Origin of the sequence: Coprococcus sp. AM100_B19A (genome assembly GCF_027662015.1) — a bacterium.
Lineage (GTDB): Bacteria > Bacillota > Clostridia > Lachnospirales > Lachnospiraceae > Allocoprococcus > Allocoprococcus comes.
This window is the reverse complement of sequence record NZ_JAQDKN010000025.1, coordinates 1-21,284: the sequence shown is the minus strand read 5'-3', so window position 1 is coordinate 21,284 and position 21,284 is coordinate 1. Positions and strand designations below refer to the sequence as shown.

Here is a 21,284-nt window from a genome sequence, read left to right as displayed (position 1 = left end):
ACTTTTTCACGATTGACCATATCAATCTGATTATCACAATCTACTGCCGCATATCCTTTTTCTTCCAGACAATTGATAATTTTTCTTTTCACCTTTAATGTATTTAACTCCGACTTCTCCTTCATATAAACAGACCGAAAAGTTTGCGCTGTTTTTTTACTTCTGCATTCATTTCAGATTCTACGGTTTCTTTCTTTTCTTCTTTTTCCGTAATTCGATTTTGTCCGCACCCTGTAAAAACAATAAGAACTATCAATATCATCGCAAATATCTTACATATGTAATAATTTCCCATAAAAATTTTTTTATTCTTCAAAATACTCATCCAATACTGTTGCATCTTTTTTAACAACATAACCACTTCCACCGATTCCTTTCACATTCTCAACCATACTGATAAGAAGAATTGGTTTGTCCACGCTTTTATCTGCCGTAAACACCGAAAACCACCCGATTTCTTTGCCAGAAGTATCTTCTTTCGTTGCCTTCAACTCGGCTGTCCCTGTTTTTCCAGCCAGCAAAATATCGTCACGATGTGCAGCATATCCGGTTCCTTCCGGATCATTTACAACACCTTCCACCCCTTGCATAATTTCTTCTACATTTTCTTTGCTAAACGCATTTTCTATCCATGTTTCACCGGATGCTTCTTCTTTGTATTTCAAATACGGTTTTATCATATTCCCTTCATTTAAAAATGAAGTATAAATACTTGCCAGATGTAATGGATTTACAAGAATCTGCCCTTGCCCATAACCACTATCTGCCAATTGTATTTCTGTTTCTATTTTATCTGTATTGGAATATGTTGATTCCTGCATCGCAATCTCAAACGGCATATCCTGATTAAATCCTATTTCATTTAAAGTATTCATAAAATTCTCACTACCAATTTTAAGAGCTGCCTTTGCAAAATAAATATTATCAGAATAGATAATTGCATTTTTCATAATAACCGGTTCATATTCATGAAGTGTTGTCACTTGATAAGATCCCCAAGACGAATCTTTCTGCCATGCCAAACCTTCATTTCCAAAATCTTCTTTTGGATCTATGCTTTCCGTTTTCAACCCAATTCCTGCCACAACTGGTTTAAATGTTGAGCCAGGACACCATACTTGACGAAAACGATTATATAATGGCTTCTTTTCGTCTTCGTTTAATGATGTCCATTTCTCTGATGATAAGCCCCGTATAAATTCATTATTATCATAAGATGGGGTACTTACCAAAGCCAATACTTCTCCCGTATAAGGATTCATTGCGACAGAACACCCCGGATCTTCTTTAAACTGCTCGTATAATGATTTTTGCAAATCGGAATCTATCGTTAATCTTATATCCATACCATCTTCTTTAAAAATACTTGCAAGAACCTCTTTTACTTCCCCATCACTATCCAAAATCTTTATATCACAACCATCTTTTCCTTTTAATTGCTTTTCGTATAACTTTTCCACCCCAGATCTTCCGATTACACTTTCAGCTGAATATCCTTCCCCTGGATGATTTTCCAAATCTTCTGCTGTTACAGACTGTACATAACCAATTAAATGAGCTGCTGCTTCCCCTAACTCATAGGTTCTAACTTCCACATCTGATAGCATAACCCCTGGAATTTCCAAAAGTTTATTCTGACAATCCTGCTCCTCAAGTGTCTTTTCTTCTGGCTGTATTTTCATTAAATCTATTTCTTCTACTTTCGGAATAGTTTCAATTGGTACAAAAGAATCTTCTTTTACCCACTTTGCTGTGAGTTTGTTATTTATTGTTTCTACATCTATCTCTAATAACTCCGCTATTTTTTCAATAGATACATTCCTGTCTTCCAGCTTTCCCGGTATAATGCCAACTGATGTTGCTACTCCTTTTCCTGCAAGCATTTTACCATCTCGGTCTAATATTTCTCCTCTCTCCGCTTTTGATGTAGTAACACTTATTTTATCATCACTCTCTAAATCTGGAAAAATCAGGCTATCCTGCCATACTAATTTATATCCCTGTTTCGTCTTCTTCAGTTCCGCCATATTGTCAAATTGTATTGTTCCGGCAATTGTATTACATGATGTTTCATACGAAAGCGTAACTGTATCTGCTTTTTTCTCTTTCACAGCTATATGACTGATTTTAATGTCACTGACCTCTATTCCTTCGTATATCTTAGAATTTCGTTGTATGTATTCTTCTTTTGTCAGATAAACTTTTTCATCTGAATCTATCATAGTATACATTACTTCATATTCCTTTTTTTCAATATGGTTCATATATTCCACAAGTGTGTCTTCTGGTGATTCCGTTATCGTCCTTTTTAATAAAACACCTCCTGAAACAGCAATTACTGTTATAGCTACTATCAGCCCAAAAATCTTACAAGCGTAAGATTTTTGGATATTTTGCTTTTTTCGTCTATTTTTCATAGATATTCCTTTCTTCTAATTTTTTTGTTTCTTAAATCTTACGCTTGTAATATTTAAAAGTCAAGTCTATTTTCAGGAATTGTATACTCCAGATTCACCATTAGACTATCACACTTTTTCTCCTGCCTTTTAATATGCCGGGACACCGTATCCATAGATATTACTGCTTCCGATACGGTAACTCCGTCTTGCCACTTTATCCCCACTGTTGCCTTCTATGGTATTGACGGTTCCACCGCTGACACTCTCTACAATTCCAACGTGGTCAATCGTCCCATTATTTCCCCAGTCAAAGAAAATAATATCTCCTGCCACCGGGGTATAACTTCCGTCACGGAACCTACCTTTGCTTTCAAACCACTTCACACCGTCCGAACAAAGAGAAAATTTCGGAATGACTCCACTCTGAATATAACCGCTCTGGTCTGCACACCAGGACACAAAGCAGGCACACCACTCTACCCTGCCTCCAAATCCATACCATCTCCAATAAGTCGTTCCGCCTTTTCCTTCCTGCGATGCTGCCACCTGAACGATTGCCTGATTGCCGATACCTGTCGGGATTCTTCCAAATGCATAATACTGAAGCACATGTGGTACATACTGCTTGTCCCCATAACTGCTCCACCCCATTCTCTGTGCCATCATATCAGAAAATTCTGCTGCATTGGCAAGGGTATATCCACCTCTAGCTTTCGCCCATTCCAGATATCCATTTCCATAATTGTAGCTTTGCAATGCCAGTTTAATATTTTCCATATCCAGAGGATTTTTTACTCCTGCACGTTCCAGACAGCTTTTTATTTCCTGCACTCCGCAAGAAATCGAATACTCCGGATCTGTGATTCCATTCGGCTGTTTGGGATATTTTGTATTAAAACTGCCCTCTGAACACTGCATCGGGTCAAGTCCTCTCCCACCGGATTCCTGCATCATAATCGCTTTAATCAATTCCACATATTCACCAATTCCATATTGGTTTGCATACTGCCGAATTAGTGGCTCATATGCTTCTACTTCTGCACTGACAGAAGAAACCGTACTGGAATTATCCCCGCCTGTCATGCAAAGAAATCCACCAAATAAAATGACGATAATCAATATCACCACTGCAATCCAACCGCCTGCGGTCAATCCACTTAACAATGCTTTTATAGCTTCCATCAACGCTTTTATTACATGTGTTACTGCCTTTGCTGTCGTTTTCACTGCAATCTTTGTATTCTGTGCTGTCTGTCTTGCTGCCTGCACTGCTTTTTCTGCTTTTTTCATGGAATAATGCATTGCCCGGACAGAAACATTTGCTGTCTGCTCCGATGTCTTAATACTGGTCTTTGCCGTCTGTTCTGCAGTCTTGACCGCTTTTCCAGAGGTCTTGATAGTACCTTTTCCAGTATTCTTTACAACCTGTTCCGATGCTCTCCCGGTCTTGATGGTTCTTTTATCCCGTTCAATGGTCTTAATTTTTTTGACAGCAAGTTCTTTTCCCTGCTCCTGTGCCGTTTCTCCGCCTGAAGGCGGTACTGGTCGAATTTCTTCTTTCGGCTGGTAAACTGTTTCTTCGCCTGTCGAAGAAACAGAAGCTTTCTCTTTCTTCCGTTCAATAATCTTTCCTGCCTGTCTGCGTACCTGATGCCCTGTTTCGTGAAAGATGCGGTCAGCATACTTGCTGGCCGCATCTTCTGCATAACCTACCGGATTATTCTCTCTATCACTAGATTTCTCCGTCGATTGCATGATATTTTCTTTTGTTCTGACATAGGACTGCTTAACATGGTCTGTCACTGTAACTGTCTTATCTAATACTTTAATATCCTTATGGACTTGGCGTGTTTTTATCTTACGATCCATCGCTTTTCTCCATTTGAATCTTTATCTAGCGTTCATGATTAGTTTCTTTTTTGCTCACCTGTGGCAGTTCCCGGCAGTATTCCGGGTATTTCATGCGGATTGCTTCATAAAAATATGATGCATAGCCACAATCGAACATCTCGTATGGGGTAGACAGACTTTCTTCTCCCTTCTCCACATATCCATTCCACAAGTTGAAAGCCAGTCTGGTCAATCGTGCCGAACCGCCTGTCTGCCACCCTTCATGCAATGCTTCTGGTTTAATCAAACGCTCTTTAAAATCAAACATGCGATCAACATGATTTCTGGTATCTTCAGAAATTCCCACACAATAGAAAAATGAACTGTAATAACTGTCGTGCTTTCCGCATTTAGCTAACATCTGATAAAAAAACTTTTCGTGTTCCTTTGATGAAAATCTGATTTCTGACATATTTGGCTCCTTTTCCGGCACTAAAAAACGCCACAAATTGTGACGATTTTCAGTGCCTTGCTTTTCATTATTCAAAATATTTTTAATTTTACATTCTTCCCCGGTTGATACTGTCCTCTCCCGGCTTTGTGGTCATCAGTTTATACAACCTTGTATTGGTTGGGAATCTATTGACGAACGGTACAAGCGAACTTCCATATTTCACCAGACCACAACCGGCATCTGCATTTGTGATATATCCCATTTGCTCTGTAGAAATATTCAAAAGTGTCGCCAACTTTGCTCTGTCCGGCTCTGCCTGATTAAGCATCACGATATACTCACTGTTGGAAATCATCGTACTTGCAAGAACAGAATCTAACAGATATTCCACGTTCTGTGTGATTGCTGTCGGGAATGCATTACGCTTACGAAATCTTCGCCATGCAGAGTTAAAAAATGCTCCGGAATACTCATTTTCAAATACTACATGAAACTCGTCTAAAAAAATATGGGTTCGCTTTCCCTGTTTCCAGTTCTCCGTTACCCGGTTCAACATTGCATCAGTGATTACCAGAAGTCCCATGGTCTTTAACTGTTTTCCTAAATCCAGAATGTCGTATACAATGATACGGTTATTCACATCAACATTACTTTCATGTGCAAATGCGTCCAGACTTCCATTGGTAAATAATTCTGATACCAGTGCCAAATCCTGTGCTTCCGGTTCTTCCTGTTCTAAAAATTTTTCACGCAACACCCGCAAAGTCGGCACTGCTCCGCCATGCTGATATTCCTCATAAACTTCTCCCACACATCGGTCAATAATGGAACGTTCCTTTGCATTGATTCCTTTTTTATCCAACTGTTCAAACAGAGATAAAATAAACTGTGACTTCTCAATCACTGGATCACCGCCATCTCCATATCCGTCTACCATATCCATTGCATTGATATGGTCCCGGCTTCCTGCAGCAATGCGAACCACTTCTCCGCCCATTGCTTCAACTAATGATGCATACTCTCGCTCTGGATCACAAATCAGGATATCGTCCTGCGTTGCCAGTGCCAGGAATACAATCTGCATTTTTGCATTAAAGGATTTTCCACTTCCCGGTACTCCTAAAAGGAATGAGTTTGGATTTAACAGTTTTTCTTTATTACACATGATTAAGTTATGGGAGATTGCATTTTCACCGCAATAGATTCCACCTGCGTCCATAATCTCCTGCACCCGGAATGGCATCAACACTGCTACACTCTCCGAAGTCAGTGTGCGGACTGCCGGAATCTTCCGGTGTCCGATGGGTAGTGCTGTATTCAGTCCGTCCATCTGCTGAAATTTCAGAACAGAAAACTGGCATAACTTTTTCCGTCCGATTGTCAGAAGTGTTTCCGTATCTGCATCAAGCTGTTTTTTCGATTCTGCCGTATGCACCATAGTCAGTATACCGAACATCATACGCTGGTCACGTGTGGTTAAATCGTCCATGAACTCTTTACTTTCTTTTCTCTGCTGTTCCAAATCATAAGGAATCACTGCGGAAAAGTTATTGTTGGCATTTTGGCGTCGTTGCCAGTTTGTTATATTAGTCTCCACACCTAACAAACGTTTTTCCACTTCCTGTACTGCTTCATCAGTCGGAACCGGAATCACATCAATGCTCAACATCAGATTTCGATTCATGTCGGTCAGTTCTGCTATCATATCGTCTTTGATGTAAGAAGCATACTCACGAAGAAAAAGTACTCTTCTATAACGATCTCCCATGCGGAAATAATCTTTTTCAAATTCAAAGGTATCCGGACAGATATAATCTTTAAAGCTGTGTCCTTTTCTCATATTCTCCTGAATATCAAAATGGAAACCAGATTCTTCTCCTGTACGGTAAAAATCGTGCAGAATCCGTAACTTATCTTCTCCATTTATCTCTACACATTTGGAACCCAATCTTGCAAAATGACTGTTCAGCTCTGTTGTCACTCGTGCAAAATACGTTCTGGCTTCTTCGATTGTTTTCTTATAGCAGGATACTGTCACATATTTTTCCTGCACCATGCTGTTGGAACTGGTTGCCTTATCTAAAAGCATATTGTTGTACTCTTTCCGATATAAATCCAGTCCGTCCTCCTGCATCGGAATCAGGATTGCTTTTTCAAAATCCACCTTATTCAAGCGGCGATTATTGATCGTTATTTTTGTTGTTCCACCGCAATCGAAAGAATTTAATAAATCCATATATTCCAGGAACATGGTTTCCTTATCTACTTTGCTTGCCACCGCGTAGTTGATATCTGTAAATTTATAAGTACGTGCAAATTTATTTCTCCCGATTTTAAAAATCCCGTCTGACCAGATAGTCTCGATGGGAATTACCTGCTGTACGCTTCTTGGAATTACAAATTTTTCTTTATCCTGCTTGAAAATATTACTCAGCGTTTTTATCATTCTTCTTGCGTCCCTCCTTCTTCAGACTTTCTTTCTCATATTTTTTAATGACTGGTTCTACCGCATCAAAATAAAGATTTTCTGACCGGAACACCAGTTTTTTCGGCATCAGGATTTCTGATTTTATCCATGCCCAGATAAACTGCTCCGCTGTCATTCCATGATATTTTACAAACCCGAACACTACACATGGGGCAGCTCCCAGTACACAAATCCAGCTCACTGTTTCCATGCTCATGTATGGGTGAAGCAAAAAATAAAGCCCAACGGCAATCCCGCAGGCTAATCCTGAAAAGATAAACTGTCTCAGGGACAATCCGAAAAAGATTGCTTCCGTGTAATCCCTGATTTCCTTGTTAATTTTTACTTCCAAAACGATACACCTCCAAATCGCACATTTGTTATATTTTTTCTGTTCTGTTACACTTTGGGTAAATGAAAGGGGGGACTGACCTATGCCAATCACTGTTATGATTTCACTTGTTGTTACCGTTGCTCTATTCCTGATTTCTCTGCTGTTTCGGATTGCTGCCAGATTAAATCTGACCTTACCGCTGTTATACTTTCTTGCTGTTTCCACAATTCTGAATCCATGGGCAGCAACTCATGAGAAACTTGCATTTGCAATCCTCTATCTGCTGACTGCCTTTTCTGTTCTCAGCTGGATTTTTGCTCTGCGACGCAAATGGCAGGAACATCAATACTACAAAGTTATGAAAGACGATATGTCCTTCCAGATTTCTCGTGCCAGACAAAGAGGGATTCCATTAGATTCTGTTCATTTCGATTCTCAGGGAAATATGAGATATAATGACAGCAAAGATATTGTAGAATAGGCTCATAACATACAACAGGGTATGTACGGTTTCTTACCATACATACTCTGTTTTTTATAATCCCATCATTTCCCTCACTACCCTGTCTGACATCTTCACCGCACCGACCAGTACAAGCATATTGAAAATCAACTCTCCAATATAGCTCCACACCATAGTGACTACTGCTGCATCTGGATTGACAACTGGCGGTGATGATGCAAACAATGAAAATATAATGCAGGCAAGTACCACGATTGCTCCCTCCAGACACACTGCTGCGTATGACTTCAAAAAACTTCTTCCGATATTCTGACTCGGCTCTCCTGCAAATGAAGATAATGGAATCGGTGCAATCGCTGTGTAAAGATACAATCGAAAAAATCTTCCATATACACTCATAATCATAATGAAGCTCAGAACTGTAATAAAAAGTCCACCGATCAACGTCACCGCCCATAGAGGAATACTTTCAAAAAATCCACAATCTTCTACCGCTTCTATGATTTCGTCCGGTAAAACGGTATCTTCCGTACTTCCAAATCCTGCGGTCTGCATAATCGTACTGGTCACTCCTTGTATGATATTGAATAATGCCATCATCAGCTCCAGTCCATACGTGACTACGCCTTTTGTAATCGCAAAACGGATAAAAATTTTCAATGCATGTTCCGGTCTTTTTACCTCTGTAAAACTTCCACAAGTCTTGACCACTCCGACTACAAAGAAAAGCACTAACAAAGCATAGCCGATTGCCTGCAATGCTCCATGGATCTGCACAATCACCTGCCAGATACCGCCACCCTTAAAGGTTTCCGGTGACTGTGTGAGTATCTGCCAGATTTCTGCAAGTTTGCTGTTCCAGGTATCCAAGGCATTTTGCAAGTTCTGTACTACCCAGTTATCTGACACCTTCTAAACACCTCCTGTCTTAGCCTGGGCGGTGCGATTCCTTTCGGACCTGCACCGTCCCGTTTCCTTATTTCCTATTCTTCTTAACCTGTAATCAGATTCAGGATTTCTTTTGCAAATGTAATAATAACACCGCCTGCAAGTGTCAGGAATCCATTCGCTCTCTGGCTTGGATCATGAGATTTCAGTGATAAACCGACCTGCACAATTCCAAATCCCAACAAAATCATTCCGATGGCACGAATCAGTCCAAAGATAAACGTGGACAGATTATTGATAACGGTCAGTGGATCGTCTGCCGCAAATACGGTACTTGCTCCTGCTGTCATAATCAGTACCATTGCAATATACACTGCCATGGCACGTTTCATTTTTGCTGTCATTGGCAGCTTCTTCGTTGATTTTGTTGTTTCTTTCTTCTCCTGCTTCTTTCGCATATCTAACTTCATTTTTTTGATAGCCTCCTATATATTTTTCTTGGATTTACTGATATTTCTGAATGATTTCTTCCAGATCTTCATCGGATAATAATTCATAATCTTCCACTTCCAGAGAATCATCTGTGAACTCGCCTTCCAAGCTGTCTCCCAGTGAAATACTTGCCACTGCCCGGTCAACTGCTCCATGCAGATATGGTTTTCCGTTTCCGTCAGTTGTAAGTCCCACATTGGGGTGCTTTAAAATATCAAATTTCTCGTCTAAAATTGGTCTTTCTCCACGAATAAAAAGAATCGCATATCGGTTATCCAACATGCGAACTTCATCGGGTGTCATCAGCTCCCGCCCTGTATTCTGATAATTGGTGGAATAGTTCCCGGAATGTCCCGTTGACTTTCCATAGGTGTTCGTGTCAATCGTTGCCTTGCCAAGAAGTTCGCTGACATATTTATGTGTTCCCTGCTCATTGCCGCCTAAATATAAAAATTCATCACAATTTCCCATAATGCTTTCCCACTGCTTCTCAAACAATGCTTTTAACTGCGCCAGATTCTGCAAAATAATACTGACTGACACTTCCCTGGAACGCATCACAGACAGAATCTTATCGAAGTCATCAGGCAGTGAAACATTTGCAAATTCGTCCATGAGGAAATGCACATGAACCGGAAGTCTCCCTCCATATTTATGGTCTGCCAGATAGAACAACTGCTGAAATAACTGGGTATACAAAATTGACACCAGAAAGTTGTAACTGGTGTCGTTGTCCGGGATTAACGCGAATAAAGCCATTTTTCGCTCTCCCAGTGATGGCAGGTCTAAATCGTCCGTTGCGGTCAGTGCTGCCAGACTGGATAAGTTAAATTTCTCAAGTCTTGCTGCAAGTGTAATCTGAATGGACTTTAATGTTTTTGCACTACCAGAGTGATAATCTTTGTAATACTTCACTGCAATGTGTTCTGGATTTTTCATTTCCAACCGCTCAAATAATTCATCAAGTGGTGACTGATACTGGTCATCGTCTTCTCTGACTTCTCCGGCACGTAACATTTCCATTACCATCGGAAAATTCTGTTCTTCCTCTGGTGCTTCATACTGTAAATAGAAAATCAGTGCCAGCAACAGCATGGAAGCTGCAGTATCCCAAAACGGATCGTTTGACTGACTTCCCTTGGGTGTAGTCGCTTTGAATAGGTTCGTTACCAATCTCTGCACATCGTTATCGTCCTTCAGATATACAAACGGGTTATAGCAATGGCTCTTTTCCATGTTGATCAGGTCAAGCACTCTTACCTCATATCCTTTTTCTTCCAGAAGATACCCAGTATCTCTTAGATTTTCTCCTTTTGGATCTAAAACCACAAAAGAAGTATTCGCCTGCATCAGATTCGGCTTTGCAAAAAATCTGGTCTTCCCTGAACCGGAACCACCAATCACAACCGTCAATACATTTCGCAAATGTTTCCTCATGTTATAACTGATCTGCACATGCATGGTCAGCAACTTATTTTTTGTAAACCGCTTCTCCTTGTATCTGCGATTTATTTTCTTCACATTTCCCCATTTAGCAGAACCATGTTCTTCACCTCGTCGGTAATGTTTCTTGGTAGAAATATAAATCCCGATTCCCATGCCGTAAGACAGCAAAAAAATAAGGACAGTTTTTACACTGTCCCCACATAACCGAATCGAAAACGGATGGTTCATTGCTTCCGGGACTCCATCCAGAATCCCCATAAGACCAGACGAAAGATAAGGTGCGACAAGTAACGCAAACCAGATAACCGGGATAATTCCAATTACCGCCAACATCAGACTGCTCTGCTCATCATCGTTCTTCATGGCTTCTGCGTCCTCGCTTTTCCTTCTCCGACGGTACTTCGATTTTCTCAATGACTTTCATTAAAACGTCATCGACAAGCTCCGTATCTTTTCCCTCTTTCAGCATCTGATTCCGCTTGTCCTTTAGGGAATGGAACACTACGCCACTCTCATATTTATCCAGTTCTAACGTAATCGTATCACTGCTCATTTTGCATTCTCCTTTCCCGAATTTTTCTAGCGTGCTTCTTTTCTATGTTGTCCTCTGGATTTCTGTTCTTTCTTTTCAGGCTCTGGATTTTCTTTCTTATCTTTCACATTTTCAGAACTGTCTTGCCCGTTTTTTTCAGCCTCTGACTGTCGGTAAGTTGCATTCCGATTCTGATCCAGTACCTTTGCCATTCTTGCAGAAATTGTATTCGCTGCATCTCTGGCTCTGGAAAGTTCCACTCTCACTTCCTGAGTCTCCATTTTTTCAAAAAACTCTGGTGCATGTAAAAAATTATATCGACTGGTATCCATTCCATATTTTTTACACAACATATAAGACGCACACGATACATGAAATGCATCTTCATTTTTATCATAGTGTGGATTTCCATCCGCATATCCGGCAAATACCAATTCCGGCACAAGATTCTGAAAGATTTCCTGTGCACTCATCCCTTTTCTTACATAAATACAACCTTCTTCCGGTTTAAAAAATGCTCCTTTTTCATCCGGCATCTGTTCTGGTTCTGCTGCAACAATATTTACCGGAGGGGTACTGACTAACGCCCGGATTAAATCATGTTCTTCATATTCTGACTTTTGAATTGTAGTATCGGACATTGTTGTCTGAGAAATATCATATAGCTTTTTCGCATTATAATAATTTCCAACTGTACCATCTTCACGCTTATATGTTTTTCCTGGCTCTAAAATCAGAACTGGATTCTGTTGTTCCATACGTTTTAAATAAAATCCATGATCTCTCCAGTATCCATAGTCACCTAATTTCTGTGCATCTGGTCTTTGTGCCAGAATCAGAAGTGCATTATTGGTAGTATATCGATCAAAGGTACTCTGTACATCCAGATACTTCTGCAGCATTTTCCCATCCGTTGCCACTTGTGCGGTTACCTGCTCTGACAACTCATAGCAGCGATTCCTGTTATTTTTGCTTTCCGCAATAAATGCCTGTACCTTTTCATCCTGTGGTACAGCCGATGCATTTAATAAAGAATCAAAACTATTATCCATAAAATTTACCTCTCTTTCCCTTTCCTTGGTTTTCGTTTCTGTTGTGGCTGCTGGTGGCGAATCTGATTCGGGTCTTTATTTCCCTGATTTCTCACCGGATCATTTCTATTCTCACGCCGCTCCGCTTCTTTCTTCCTTGCATTCTGTATTTCCCGAAGTTCCTTTCTGACCGATGGTTTCTCTGGTTTTTCCGGGGTAAATAACTTAGAAGTACCCTCTGCGGTTTTCTCTTGCTTCTTTGAGGTAGGCTCGGACAGACGGGATTTGGTCGTCTTTGCCAAAGAAGGGTTTTGCTCCTTACCCTCTTTCTTCACCGACTCTCCAAACAACTCGTCCATAAGCTGATCCTCCTTGGATTTCTGCGGATAATCTTTTTCCGGCTCTGCCTGTCCCTGTTTTTCTTGCTGAACCTGTACTTTTTCCGGCTTCTTTTCCTGCTTCTCTGATTTTCCGGCTTTTGCTTTTTCTGCACGTGTCCGCTCAATTTCCGTCTTAATCTTCGCTGCTTCTGTTACAGATGCAAACTGGAATCTATCTACGATACGGTTGATTCTTGGTGCATCTTCTTCCTTTACAATCACATCTATCAATCCGTCACTGCTTCCTCTTGGATTTCGGACTGCACAGTACAACACGCCATATCGTTTTGCTTCCTGAACAAATTGTTTCAGATCACTTTCTTTCACTGAAAATACCGTCAGTGGTCTACCTGATTTGACCAGTGTTTCAAGTCTTACTCTGCCTTTTGTCTTTTTCTTCTCTTTTAAGACTGCATACAGCATCACTGCCAGATGCTTCGCTCCTGTGCCACTGATCTTCAATGCTGCTTCACCGACTTCCAACGACATTCGGACCACCTGATCAGCGGCTTCGCCTGATGTGTTCATGGCTTTGTTCCTCCTTCTTCTCTTTTTCTTCCCGCACCATCTTAAATTTTTCTTCGATTACCTTGGAACGTGCGGCGATTCCATCACAAAGTACTGCCTCCTTTCTGAGCGTTCCAATTTTCTCTGTCAGAACTTTTATCTGCTCCTTCATTTCCTGTATTTCTTCTTCCGGTCTGTCTGCCCGGATCTTATAACGCAGGTGCTTCCGCTCCTCCACACACTGCTCCATTTTCTTCTGCAAACTTTCTTTCAACAAAAAAAGCTGCTCCGCAGTATCAATGTGATAATGGCAGAGCAGCTTCGTCTCTTTTGAAATGGTATTCAGTTTTAACAAATCCTCCCGGAACAATACATGCACCTGTTTGGCAGATATTGACAGGCGGTTCTTCGGCAGGATTCCTAAAAGATAACAGTAGTGCAGATACAATCCCCGAAGCCCTCTGATTTTTCTTGTCTGCTTAAAGTTGCCGGATACCTGAATCCGGTAATACTTCCCAACTGAAATTTTTTTCTCGGCAGGTAATTCATTTTCTTCCAGAATCCGAACCCGGATTGCTTCCAGCGAATAATTCTCTCCAAAGTTCCGCTTTAGCTTCAGACCTCGCTCTCGCCCTTCCGGACGAATAGTGATGTCTTTTCCAAACTTAAACAAGTATCCTTTTTCCCGCAAATAAAAAAAGAACTGTTTTTCAGTCCTCGCTTTTCGGATTGCTTCATCAACATCTGCTTTTACCATGCTATGATAACTCGGCTTTCCTTGCTGTTCTGCCTGCCACTCAGCATAATGTTTTCCTTTTCCCTGTTCCGGCTGCCCGACAACCGATAACTGGTATTCTTTACATAACCGGTCCGACACCATTCGCATATCCCGATAATCCTGATTTGTCCTGTGGTATCTTTTCCCGTCAAGGAATGAAACTGAGTTCACCACAAAATGATTGTGTAAATGATTTGCCTTATCCAAATGAGTTGCAATCAGCACTTGATACTGACTACCCCACAATTCTTCTGCCAGCTTCTTTCCAATCTCATGTGCCATTGCCGGATTACACTCTCCCGGTGCAAAAGACTGATATCCATGAAATGCAACAATCCCGCCTTCCTTTCCAAAACGCTTTTTGACTGCAATCATTTCTTCTCTGGCAGTTGTCGGTGCACAATTAATTCCCGATACATACTGTTCCATCAGTTCTTCCGATTCTCCGACAAGCTCTGTTTCTACGGATTCGGATTGTTCCCGTCTGGTCTTTTCGGCATTCACCGCATAGGTAATCACATCATTAAATCCCTGTAATTGCCCAGTTTCACTTTCTGAAATCAGTTCTTGGTTCGTCTGTTCTTTGGTCTTATCTGGATTTTCCGCATAATTGATGACTTTTCCAATCCAACCTTTGATGCTCCAGATTGATGTCACTGCCATGATTTATTTTTCCCCGGAAGTATCACTGCTTCTGTAATCTTACGGACTGCTTCATTGAACTTCCGCACTTCCTTATCGTAACGCTGCACATCTACCACATTTAACACATGTGCTTTCTGTGCGATCTGATTTAAGTTATTTCCAATCTTATGCAGCTCCCGCATCATAGAATAATAATCTGGCGGCGGTGCGTCTCTTGGAACAACACCAGAAATCAACTGTCTCAGGTAAGCTTCCCGGTTCAGTCCGCTTCTCTTTACTTTCTTATCCAATGCCTCTGCTTCTTTTTTGTTCAATCGGAAAAGGATTGCTACATTACGTTTTCTCAACGCTCCATCTCCTTTACTTTCTGTATAGAATCTGGTTCCTGGTGAATCTGGTGTTTTTCTTTATCGTAACTGTAAACTCTGTCTGAGAGAACCTCCTGCCGTTCCACTTCATTTTTATTTACTTCCCGTACCATTTCACCAAGCATTTTCGGTTCCATCTCTCCATTATCCGGAACAATCAGAACTTCATGCACAGATGACGGTAACACATAAAATCCTTCTGGAAAAAGCTGTTCCAATTTATTTAAAACTTCTGGCTGCGTGATCATAGATGCTCCATATTGCTTTTCTACATTCGTAAGTGCATACAGCATATCATGTGAACGAAGTCCAAAATCAACATTTTCATCTAACAGGTTTGTTGCATGTCCTTCTTCATTAAAAATACTCAACAACATTTCGTCCATTGACTGAAGAATCGGTGTATTTACAGGCTGTGTATTTGCTCTGGCCTGCTGGAACATTTCCTTTGCATCCACATTCCACATCTTAAGATGTTCATTTTTCACCTTCATAGTCGCTTTTCCATCGTTAGACTCTACCGGAAAATCCACATAACAGATAGCCGACAGATCTTCCATATTTTCATGAGGCATTTCCTGTAACATTCGTTTGTTTGCCTGGGTGTTCACAAGCATCACTGCCAGATGCTCCTTCACTGAATCATAATCCATTGGGTTAATACCACTGTGCAAAAACGGAACATTGCCTGCTTCTTCCATGCATCTTGCAATTTCATTCATCACTTTCTCAACGGGTTCACCCAAACGTATTTCATTGAAGAACGGTTCTACATAGACAACTGGGCACACATTTTCTTCCTGCAGTCTTACCTGGACTCCTACCATCTGGACTCCATTATTTTTATTCATCTGCATTACCTGAAATTCTGCATTCTCATATTTAGCTGGTAGAAAATTCCGGATGTCTTTTGCTACACCTTCCGCAAATACCTTTTCTGCTATCATTTCTTTTGCAATCATTTCTTCTGTTCTCCCTTCTTCTTGTTCATTTTCTTTAAATATTCCTGATATCGTCTTTCTGCTTTCTTCTTGTCTTTCATTGATACTTCAACCAGCATCTTGTATCTCCTTTCTTTTTGTCTACTGAATCTTGTTAATCTGTAATAGGCACATCAACACTACTCCTATAATGCCACCTACTAATACTCCACAAATAAACTTCAACATTGTTACTTTCTCCTTTTTCATTTTCTGAGGGTTTCAGGGATTCTCCCTGACAAGCTGCCGCCGGACTGCCAGACAGGAAAACTGTGTGGTAATCCAAAGGCGTTGCTTGCTGGTATTGTGTATTCTTCTGCACCCGTCTCACTGTTCCGGGTATCAGAAGATTTACTTGCCGAAAAAGCACTTGCTTTTTTTATTTTTTCAGTTCACAAATCCCGCAAGCTTCACACAAGTATTCACACTTTGTGCATCGTACATTTTCATCAGTTGCCATACATTCTTCACTTGCCGGACAATACTTTTGACAACTTTCACACTGCTCTGTACAGCTTTCTTCTGACACTTTCTCAGCAATAATTCCAAGTAATTCACTCTGTTCTTTTTCTTCTTTCAACTGTGTTTTCAGAAAAATCTTCAACAGTTCTTCACTGTCCACATCGTCTTCCATCGTCAAAATCAGCTTTTTCTTATGCACGACCTTCAGCTCATATTTTGCAATTTTCATGTTCTTTTTCACCTTCTATCTCTCATATTTTCATGACCAGACATACTCTTTTTCGTGCTTTTTTCTCGCTTTGTAATTGCCAGATTTAACTTGATGCAGAGCAGATCGTTGTAATCTTTTCCTTGTTTTGGCGGTACATCTTTTACCTGATATTGCTTTGGAAGCACTGCAGAAATTGCTTTTGTGGCAAGTCTCCCAATACGGTCATTGTCCAAATGCAGAACGATTGTCTTCACCTCTGGATGCATTTTTAATGTCCTGGTCAACGCTGCAGGGACTTTACTTTTTTCAATTTCTTTTTCTGGCTGATAGACACCTGCCAGTGACAATAAATGTTCTCTCCTCCACTCTTTCCCGTCTAATTTCTGCAACGTCGCATAGGATAACAAATCAATGGCTGACTCAAACAGATGCACCGTATCATTGGATTTCTCTGCAAAAATGGAAAAAGAATAATTCTTATCGCTTCCATTTGCTTCTCCTATAAAGCTGGTTCCGATTCCTCTAAGAGCTGCATATTTCGGATTATCTTTCTCATCCATCCCTACAAACACTACGTTATGATGAAATGCACTTTCATAAACTCTTCCGGACTCCAAACAAAACTGAATGATTTCCTTATCAATCCCACGTCCTAAAAGATACGCAATCACTTTATGATCATCTTGATTTTTCTTTGGCAACAGTAACTGTTTCTCCATCGGAACATTCTCAGATACAAAAAGAGGCGGCTGAATATTTGCCCGTTCTGCAAGCAATTCAACCGCCTCTAAAAAACTGTATCCTCTTACTTTAATCAGATAATCCAATGCTGATCTGCCACCGGTTCTCTGACTCCACCACATCCATTTCCCATTTGATATTTTCAAACTATCGTGTGTTCTGGTAGTGTAGGTGTTGCCAGAAAAGTGAACTAATTCGTATGGTTCATAATTTTTCAAGTACGTAAGCAAATCCATCCGCTTGACCTCCCGCACGACCGATGGTGGTATATATGGCATAATTTTCATCTCCTTTCTTGCCTTAGATTGATATTATTGGGGATAATATCCGGGCATGAAAATAGCCAGGTGATTCCTTGAGTTGGAACCATCTGGCTATGTAAGGCACGTATATTCTTTTTTAATTATTTAATAATATTTCTTCTAACCGCTTAATTTCTGCATTAATCTTATTCATATCTGGACTGCGTAATTCAAGGTTAAAAGATACTACTTTTTCTCCAGAAATATCCTCTAAACCATAAGCTAATTCATTAATTCGTTTATCATAATCATCTATAAAATTCTCAATATCTTCTATTATAGATTTGCTCAACTCTGATGTATATTCTATCAATTTTTCGAACATTTCTGGAACACTAATACATTTAAAATCTAATGCCCAAAGATGATCGCTTTTATATACTTCAATCAATTTTTCTGCTACATAAATTATATACTCAGCATTTCCTGGCGTTCCACGTTCACCAAGTGCTTCTTTAAGAGCCTTATTAAGTATAACACAAAGAATATCATTTTTCCGAATAAGTTCTTTACTTTTTGCCTGAACATAATCAAAAATTTCTATAGGATTTTCAAAACAAACTGTTCTTTCAAATGAAATACCGTATTTCATATCATATCGCAAATCATCCAGTTTATTCAAATTATCTTTTAATACCTCTGCAAATAATAAGTACTCCCACAAAGCCGGTTTTTCAACTACTAATTCAAATACACGCCCGGAATATTTTAACACCTTAGGCGATACCCCTTCTTTTGAAAAATGTTTTCTTAAACATAAACTATCATTAACCAAATAAGCCAATTGATTTTTCAGACATTTTATAATATCTTGACCTGCGTTAAACTCGTATACCCAATTACTATCTTTGTTTCTTAAAGTATCTACAAATTCAAATATTTTTTTCGAATCTACAATATCTGAAAAATTCATTTCTTTATTTTTCTTCCAAACAGGCAAAATATTACTTACTTTTTGATCTATAAATACAAAAATCGGGATACCTTTTGCTTTTGCCCGTAAATACTCTAAATTAGTAATTGATTTTTCTCCATGATCTGTTATGTACCCATATCGACTGCCAACGATTAGTACCATTATATCAGCTCTTTGTTCTACGACTCGAAGACAGTTATTTATAGTATCTTTATCCGGATCTATTGGAAAAGAATTGTATTCAGATAATATGGCTTCATATCCTAAATCCGCTTCAATAAATTCTCTAATATCTTGCCTAATCTGTTTTAAATCATAACATGTAGAACTTACAAATATTGATGGTTTACGTGCCTCTCCTGAAATATATTGCATTTTCACGCCCTCTTTCTATTATGACTTTTTTCTATTTTTTATTAGTAAAATTATTGATAAAATATCAATATATACGTGCTTACTAATCTGTTTTAAAAATCAAATGCATGTTTGAATGACGTTGAAGTGAATTTATATCTTTTTCTATGTATTTCCACGTTTCTTTATATGTTCCTTCAACGGAAACTGATTTATCTGAAATAAAATCTATAAACTCCAAAACTTTTCCTTCATATTTTTCAGCAAATTCATCCGAAAGTATTTCTTTCTCATCATCTGAAAAGTCTTTAAGTTCATTGTATAAAACATGTTCTAAATTGCATGAATTAAAATATAACCTATACGGAATATTGCGGATTTTTCCAGTTGTGTACAACTTAAACATAATCTCTGATTTATGTGCATTTCTTTTTTCAACCTCTTCAATGTCAAAATATTCCATATGATCCTCATAATATTGAATATTTTCAACTTCTGCTTCCTTAATGCAATTTTTAGTAAATGCACCATCTGTGTCAGCTATATGAATAATTTTTACAAAATCTCCCCAATTATATCCGTACTTACTTTTGATAGTCTCTATTAAAGCACCTACTTTTGACACTACGTTTTCTTTTGTTGTACTATAATTAGATGTTATATCTCCATGAACAACTGCAAATTGCACTTCTTCCGAAGAAAAAAACTCTTTCAATATTCCACCTATAGCATTTTCATCACTAGGCCCCTCAACAATAACCGTAACTACCTTTTTTTCATTCACTTCGCAGTCTCCTTCCTGCTTTTCTAAATGCTCTCGCAATTTTCAAGCTGTCAGTTTCTTCATATATTTTTTCTTCCTGTCCACCAAGAGTAATACTTCTAATATACATACTTCGGAGATTATTAGATCCTTTCACATTTTTCATGTGAATATATCTATTATTTGGATTGGCAGTAGAAAACATAATACTATCTTTATCCAACATCTCTAATGCACGTAGATTGTGAGATGTAAAAATCAATTGTCCTTTTGCACTCTTATTGAAAATATCTAATAATTCTCCTAACATATACTCAAAAATTCCAGCATCTAATTCATCAATAACTAAGCAGATAGAAGAATTTCCAAATGCTTGAATTAGAACATTTAAAATAGATACTATCTTAATAATACCTTCAGATTCCATACGAATCGGAATCGTTCTTTTTCCTTCTCTATTCGACATAAGCTCAACTTTCCAGCCTTCTTCACCAGAATCCATTGCTTGCTTTCCATAATCTTTTATTTCAATACTCATTCCCGGAATAATTGTATATAAAACAGTATTGATTTGATCTACAATCTCATTAAGAATATCTTTCTTTTTAATATCTAAAATAACTGGTTCCATTAATGGAACTGCAAAATCCCCTTTCATTCCTGTTTTTTCCTTTTCAATGCGAAAAGCCATTGGGAGCAAGAAATTTGCAGAAATCAAACCGGAATGAGAACTTCTAATAACAAACAAATCTTTAAGTGCAAAATCAAACAATGCATGAATAACAATGGAATAATTCTTAAATTCACTATTTTTTTTAAAGAAAATTTCTCTACTATCTTTTCCAAAAATGTAAGAGCAATTACTCTTTTCTGCTATTTTTCGTGCAACAATAAGATCCATTTTTACATTTTTATCTTTCCCAACTAATTCTTCAACTCTTTTCAATGGTTTAAAAACAACATCTGTCTGAGTTCTTTGATAATCCATAAAAACATTCTTATTCGTTCTATTGCCATCTTTATTTATTGCACAATTCAAATATTCTCTTTCAATAATAACGCCATCATCTATTTTCGAAAAAATAATATGATACCCTACCTCATACAGTACGTTATCTCCAAATATTTTAAATTCAGCATTTATCTCTGCATTTGTTGAATCTGTATCGATATAATCTATAATCCTTTGATCTAATTCCTCACCAGTAATAATACCTTGTAAAAAATAAAGTGCATCGACAATTGCTGTTTTACCAGATCCATTTTGTCCATAAATTCCCAAAATCTCAGCTCTATTACATTCAAATTTTCTTTCATTAGCAAGCGGCATTATAATAATACCATTCTTTACATTTTTAATATTTTTTAAAGTTAATGATGATAAACGAACAACAATATTTCCCATAATTGCCTCCTATAATCCATTAAAATCGCATCTATATTCTAACACAAAACATTTGATTTTTCAATTTCATTTTACATTTTGGTATTTTTTATTCTATTTTTTAAATTATAATATTATTTATATTGTGTTCATTTTT

General features: G+C 38.7%; 22 protein-coding genes and 1 pseudogene. 1 reads left to right on the top strand and 22 read right to left on the bottom strand.

Features of this window, described 5'->3' with window-relative positions; genetic code table 11:
• From PGQ33_RS17085 to PGQ33_RS16115, 7 genes and pseudogenes are all read right to left on the bottom strand, one after another.
• Positions 1-125, bottom strand: a pseudogene (locus PGQ33_RS17085) (DUF6070 family protein); the annotation flags it as partial.
• Entirely contained in the window at positions 122-316 is a 195-nt protein-coding gene (locus PGQ33_RS16140; RefSeq protein ID WP_028087877.1) for a hypothetical protein, read from the bottom strand. The gene PGQ33_RS16140 and the pseudogene PGQ33_RS17085, both read right to left, overlap by 4 nt.
• Positions 306-2,417 (bottom strand): penicillin-binding transpeptidase domain-containing protein, encoded by a 2,112-nt coding sequence (locus PGQ33_RS16135; protein ID WP_055171570.1) that lies wholly within the window; start codon positions 2,415-2,417, stop codon positions 306-308. The genes PGQ33_RS16140 and PGQ33_RS16135 overlap by 11 nt, the downstream gene beginning before the upstream one ends.
• A gap of 129 nt (positions 2,418-2,546) precedes the next feature.
• Positions 2,547-4,268: a lysozyme family protein gene (locus tag PGQ33_RS16130; RefSeq protein WP_195484228.1), complete on the bottom strand. Its 1,722-nt coding sequence runs from the start codon at positions 4,266-4,268 to the stop codon at positions 2,547-2,549.
• A gap of 25 nt (positions 4,269-4,293) precedes the next feature.
• Positions 4,294-4,701, bottom strand: a complete 408-nt coding sequence (locus PGQ33_RS16125) for a DUF6075 family protein (protein ID WP_028087880.1) — start codon at positions 4,699-4,701, stop codon at positions 4,294-4,296.
• An 88-nt stretch (positions 4,702-4,789) separates the two neighbouring features.
• Positions 4,790-7,129, bottom strand: coding sequence for a VirB4-like conjugal transfer ATPase, CD1110 family (locus PGQ33_RS16120; RefSeq protein WP_270206081.1), 2,340 nt, complete (start codon positions 7,127-7,129; stop codon positions 4,790-4,792).
• Complete coding sequence (locus PGQ33_RS16115; RefSeq protein ID WP_021740709.1) at positions 7,110-7,502, bottom strand: PrgI family protein; 393 nt, start codon at positions 7,500-7,502, stop codon at positions 7,110-7,112. Before PGQ33_RS16115 ends, PGQ33_RS16120 begins: the two co-directional genes overlap by 20 nt.
• An 82-nt stretch (positions 7,503-7,584) precedes the next feature.
• Here PGQ33_RS16115 and PGQ33_RS16110 point away from each other — a divergent pair, with 82 nt between their 5' ends.
• Positions 7,585-7,965 carry a hypothetical protein gene (locus PGQ33_RS16110; protein WP_021740710.1) on the top strand — a complete coding sequence of 127 codons (381 nt, stop codon included), beginning with the start codon at positions 7,585-7,587 and terminating at the stop codon, positions 7,963-7,965.
• Between the two features lie 54 nt (positions 7,966-8,019).
• On the opposite strand, the gene PGQ33_RS16105 is transcribed toward PGQ33_RS16110, so the two are convergent.
• The 15 genes from PGQ33_RS16105 to PGQ33_RS16035 all read right to left on the bottom strand — a co-directional run bounded on the left by PGQ33_RS16105 (position 8,020) and on the right by PGQ33_RS16035 (position 21,148).
• The gene (locus PGQ33_RS16105) at positions 8,020-8,856 is read right to left on the bottom strand and encodes a hypothetical protein (protein ID WP_021740711.1); all 837 of its coding nucleotides are present in this window, start codon (positions 8,854-8,856) and stop codon (positions 8,020-8,022) included.
• Between the two features lie 83 nt (positions 8,857-8,939).
• Positions 8,940-9,305 carry a hypothetical protein gene (locus PGQ33_RS16100; RefSeq protein WP_006426171.1) on the bottom strand — a complete coding sequence of 122 codons (366 nt, stop codon included), beginning with the start codon at positions 9,303-9,305 and terminating at the stop codon, positions 8,940-8,942.
• Between the two features lie 34 nt (positions 9,306-9,339).
• Complete coding sequence (locus PGQ33_RS16095; protein WP_195484229.1) at positions 9,340-11,136, bottom strand: VirD4-like conjugal transfer protein, CD1115 family; 1,797 nt, start codon at positions 11,134-11,136, stop codon at positions 9,340-9,342.
• A complete protein-coding gene (locus tag PGQ33_RS16090) occupies positions 11,123-11,326 on the bottom strand; it encodes a hypothetical protein (protein ID WP_006426173.1) in 204 nt (67 codons plus the stop codon). The genes PGQ33_RS16095 and PGQ33_RS16090 overlap by 14 nt, the downstream gene beginning before the upstream one ends.
• A 26-nt stretch (positions 11,327-11,352) precedes the next feature.
• Positions 11,353-12,357: a hypothetical protein gene (locus PGQ33_RS16085; protein WP_021740713.1), complete on the bottom strand. Its 1,005-nt coding sequence runs from the start codon at positions 12,355-12,357 to the stop codon at positions 11,353-11,355.
• A gap of 5 nt (positions 12,358-12,362) precedes the next feature.
• Positions 12,363-13,244, bottom strand: coding sequence for a DUF3801 domain-containing protein (locus PGQ33_RS16080; protein WP_021740714.1), 882 nt, complete (start codon positions 13,242-13,244; stop codon positions 12,363-12,365).
• Positions 13,219-14,664, bottom strand: coding sequence for a relaxase/mobilization nuclease domain-containing protein (locus PGQ33_RS16075; RefSeq protein ID WP_195484231.1), 1,446 nt, complete (start codon positions 14,662-14,664; stop codon positions 13,219-13,221). The genes PGQ33_RS16080 and PGQ33_RS16075 overlap by 26 nt, the downstream gene beginning before the upstream one ends.
• Positions 14,655-14,993: a plasmid mobilization protein gene (locus tag PGQ33_RS16070; protein ID WP_195484232.1), complete on the bottom strand. Its 339-nt coding sequence runs from the start codon at positions 14,991-14,993 to the stop codon at positions 14,655-14,657. The genes PGQ33_RS16075 and PGQ33_RS16070 overlap by 10 nt, the downstream gene beginning before the upstream one ends.
• Positions 14,990-15,976 carry a DUF5688 family protein gene (locus tag PGQ33_RS16065; RefSeq protein ID WP_270206080.1) on the bottom strand — a complete coding sequence of 329 codons (987 nt, stop codon included), beginning with the start codon at positions 15,974-15,976 and terminating at the stop codon, positions 14,990-14,992. Before PGQ33_RS16065 ends, PGQ33_RS16070 begins: the two co-directional genes overlap by 4 nt.
• 120 nt (positions 15,977-16,096) lie before the next feature.
• Positions 16,097-16,183 (bottom strand): DUF3789 domain-containing protein, encoded by an 87-nt coding sequence (locus tag PGQ33_RS16060; RefSeq protein ID WP_101872451.1) that lies wholly within the window; start codon positions 16,181-16,183, stop codon positions 16,097-16,099.
• A gap of 190 nt (positions 16,184-16,373) precedes the next feature.
• Positions 16,374-16,685 carry a hypothetical protein gene (locus PGQ33_RS16055; RefSeq protein ID WP_006426180.1) on the bottom strand — a complete coding sequence of 104 codons (312 nt, stop codon included), beginning with the start codon at positions 16,683-16,685 and terminating at the stop codon, positions 16,374-16,376.
• A gap of 8 nt (positions 16,686-16,693) precedes the next feature.
• On the bottom strand, positions 16,694-17,686 hold the full coding sequence (locus PGQ33_RS16050; RefSeq protein ID WP_270206079.1) for a DUF3991 domain-containing protein: 993 nt from the start codon (positions 17,684-17,686) through the stop codon (positions 16,694-16,696).
• Positions 17,687-17,807: 121 nt separating this feature from the next.
• Positions 17,808-19,001, bottom strand: a complete 1,194-nt coding sequence (locus PGQ33_RS16045) for a DUF4062 domain-containing protein (RefSeq protein WP_195484234.1) — start codon at positions 18,999-19,001, stop codon at positions 17,808-17,810.
• Positions 19,002-19,083: 82 nt separating this feature from the next.
• Positions 19,084-19,764: a hypothetical protein gene (locus PGQ33_RS16040; RefSeq protein WP_055181143.1), complete on the bottom strand. Its 681-nt coding sequence runs from the start codon at positions 19,762-19,764 to the stop codon at positions 19,084-19,086.
• A complete protein-coding gene (locus PGQ33_RS16035; protein ID WP_195484235.1) occupies positions 19,757-21,148 on the bottom strand; it encodes an AAA family ATPase in 1,392 nt (463 codons plus the stop codon). Before PGQ33_RS16035 ends, PGQ33_RS16040 begins: the two co-directional genes overlap by 8 nt.
• Positions 21,149-21,284 lie beyond the last annotated feature (136 nt).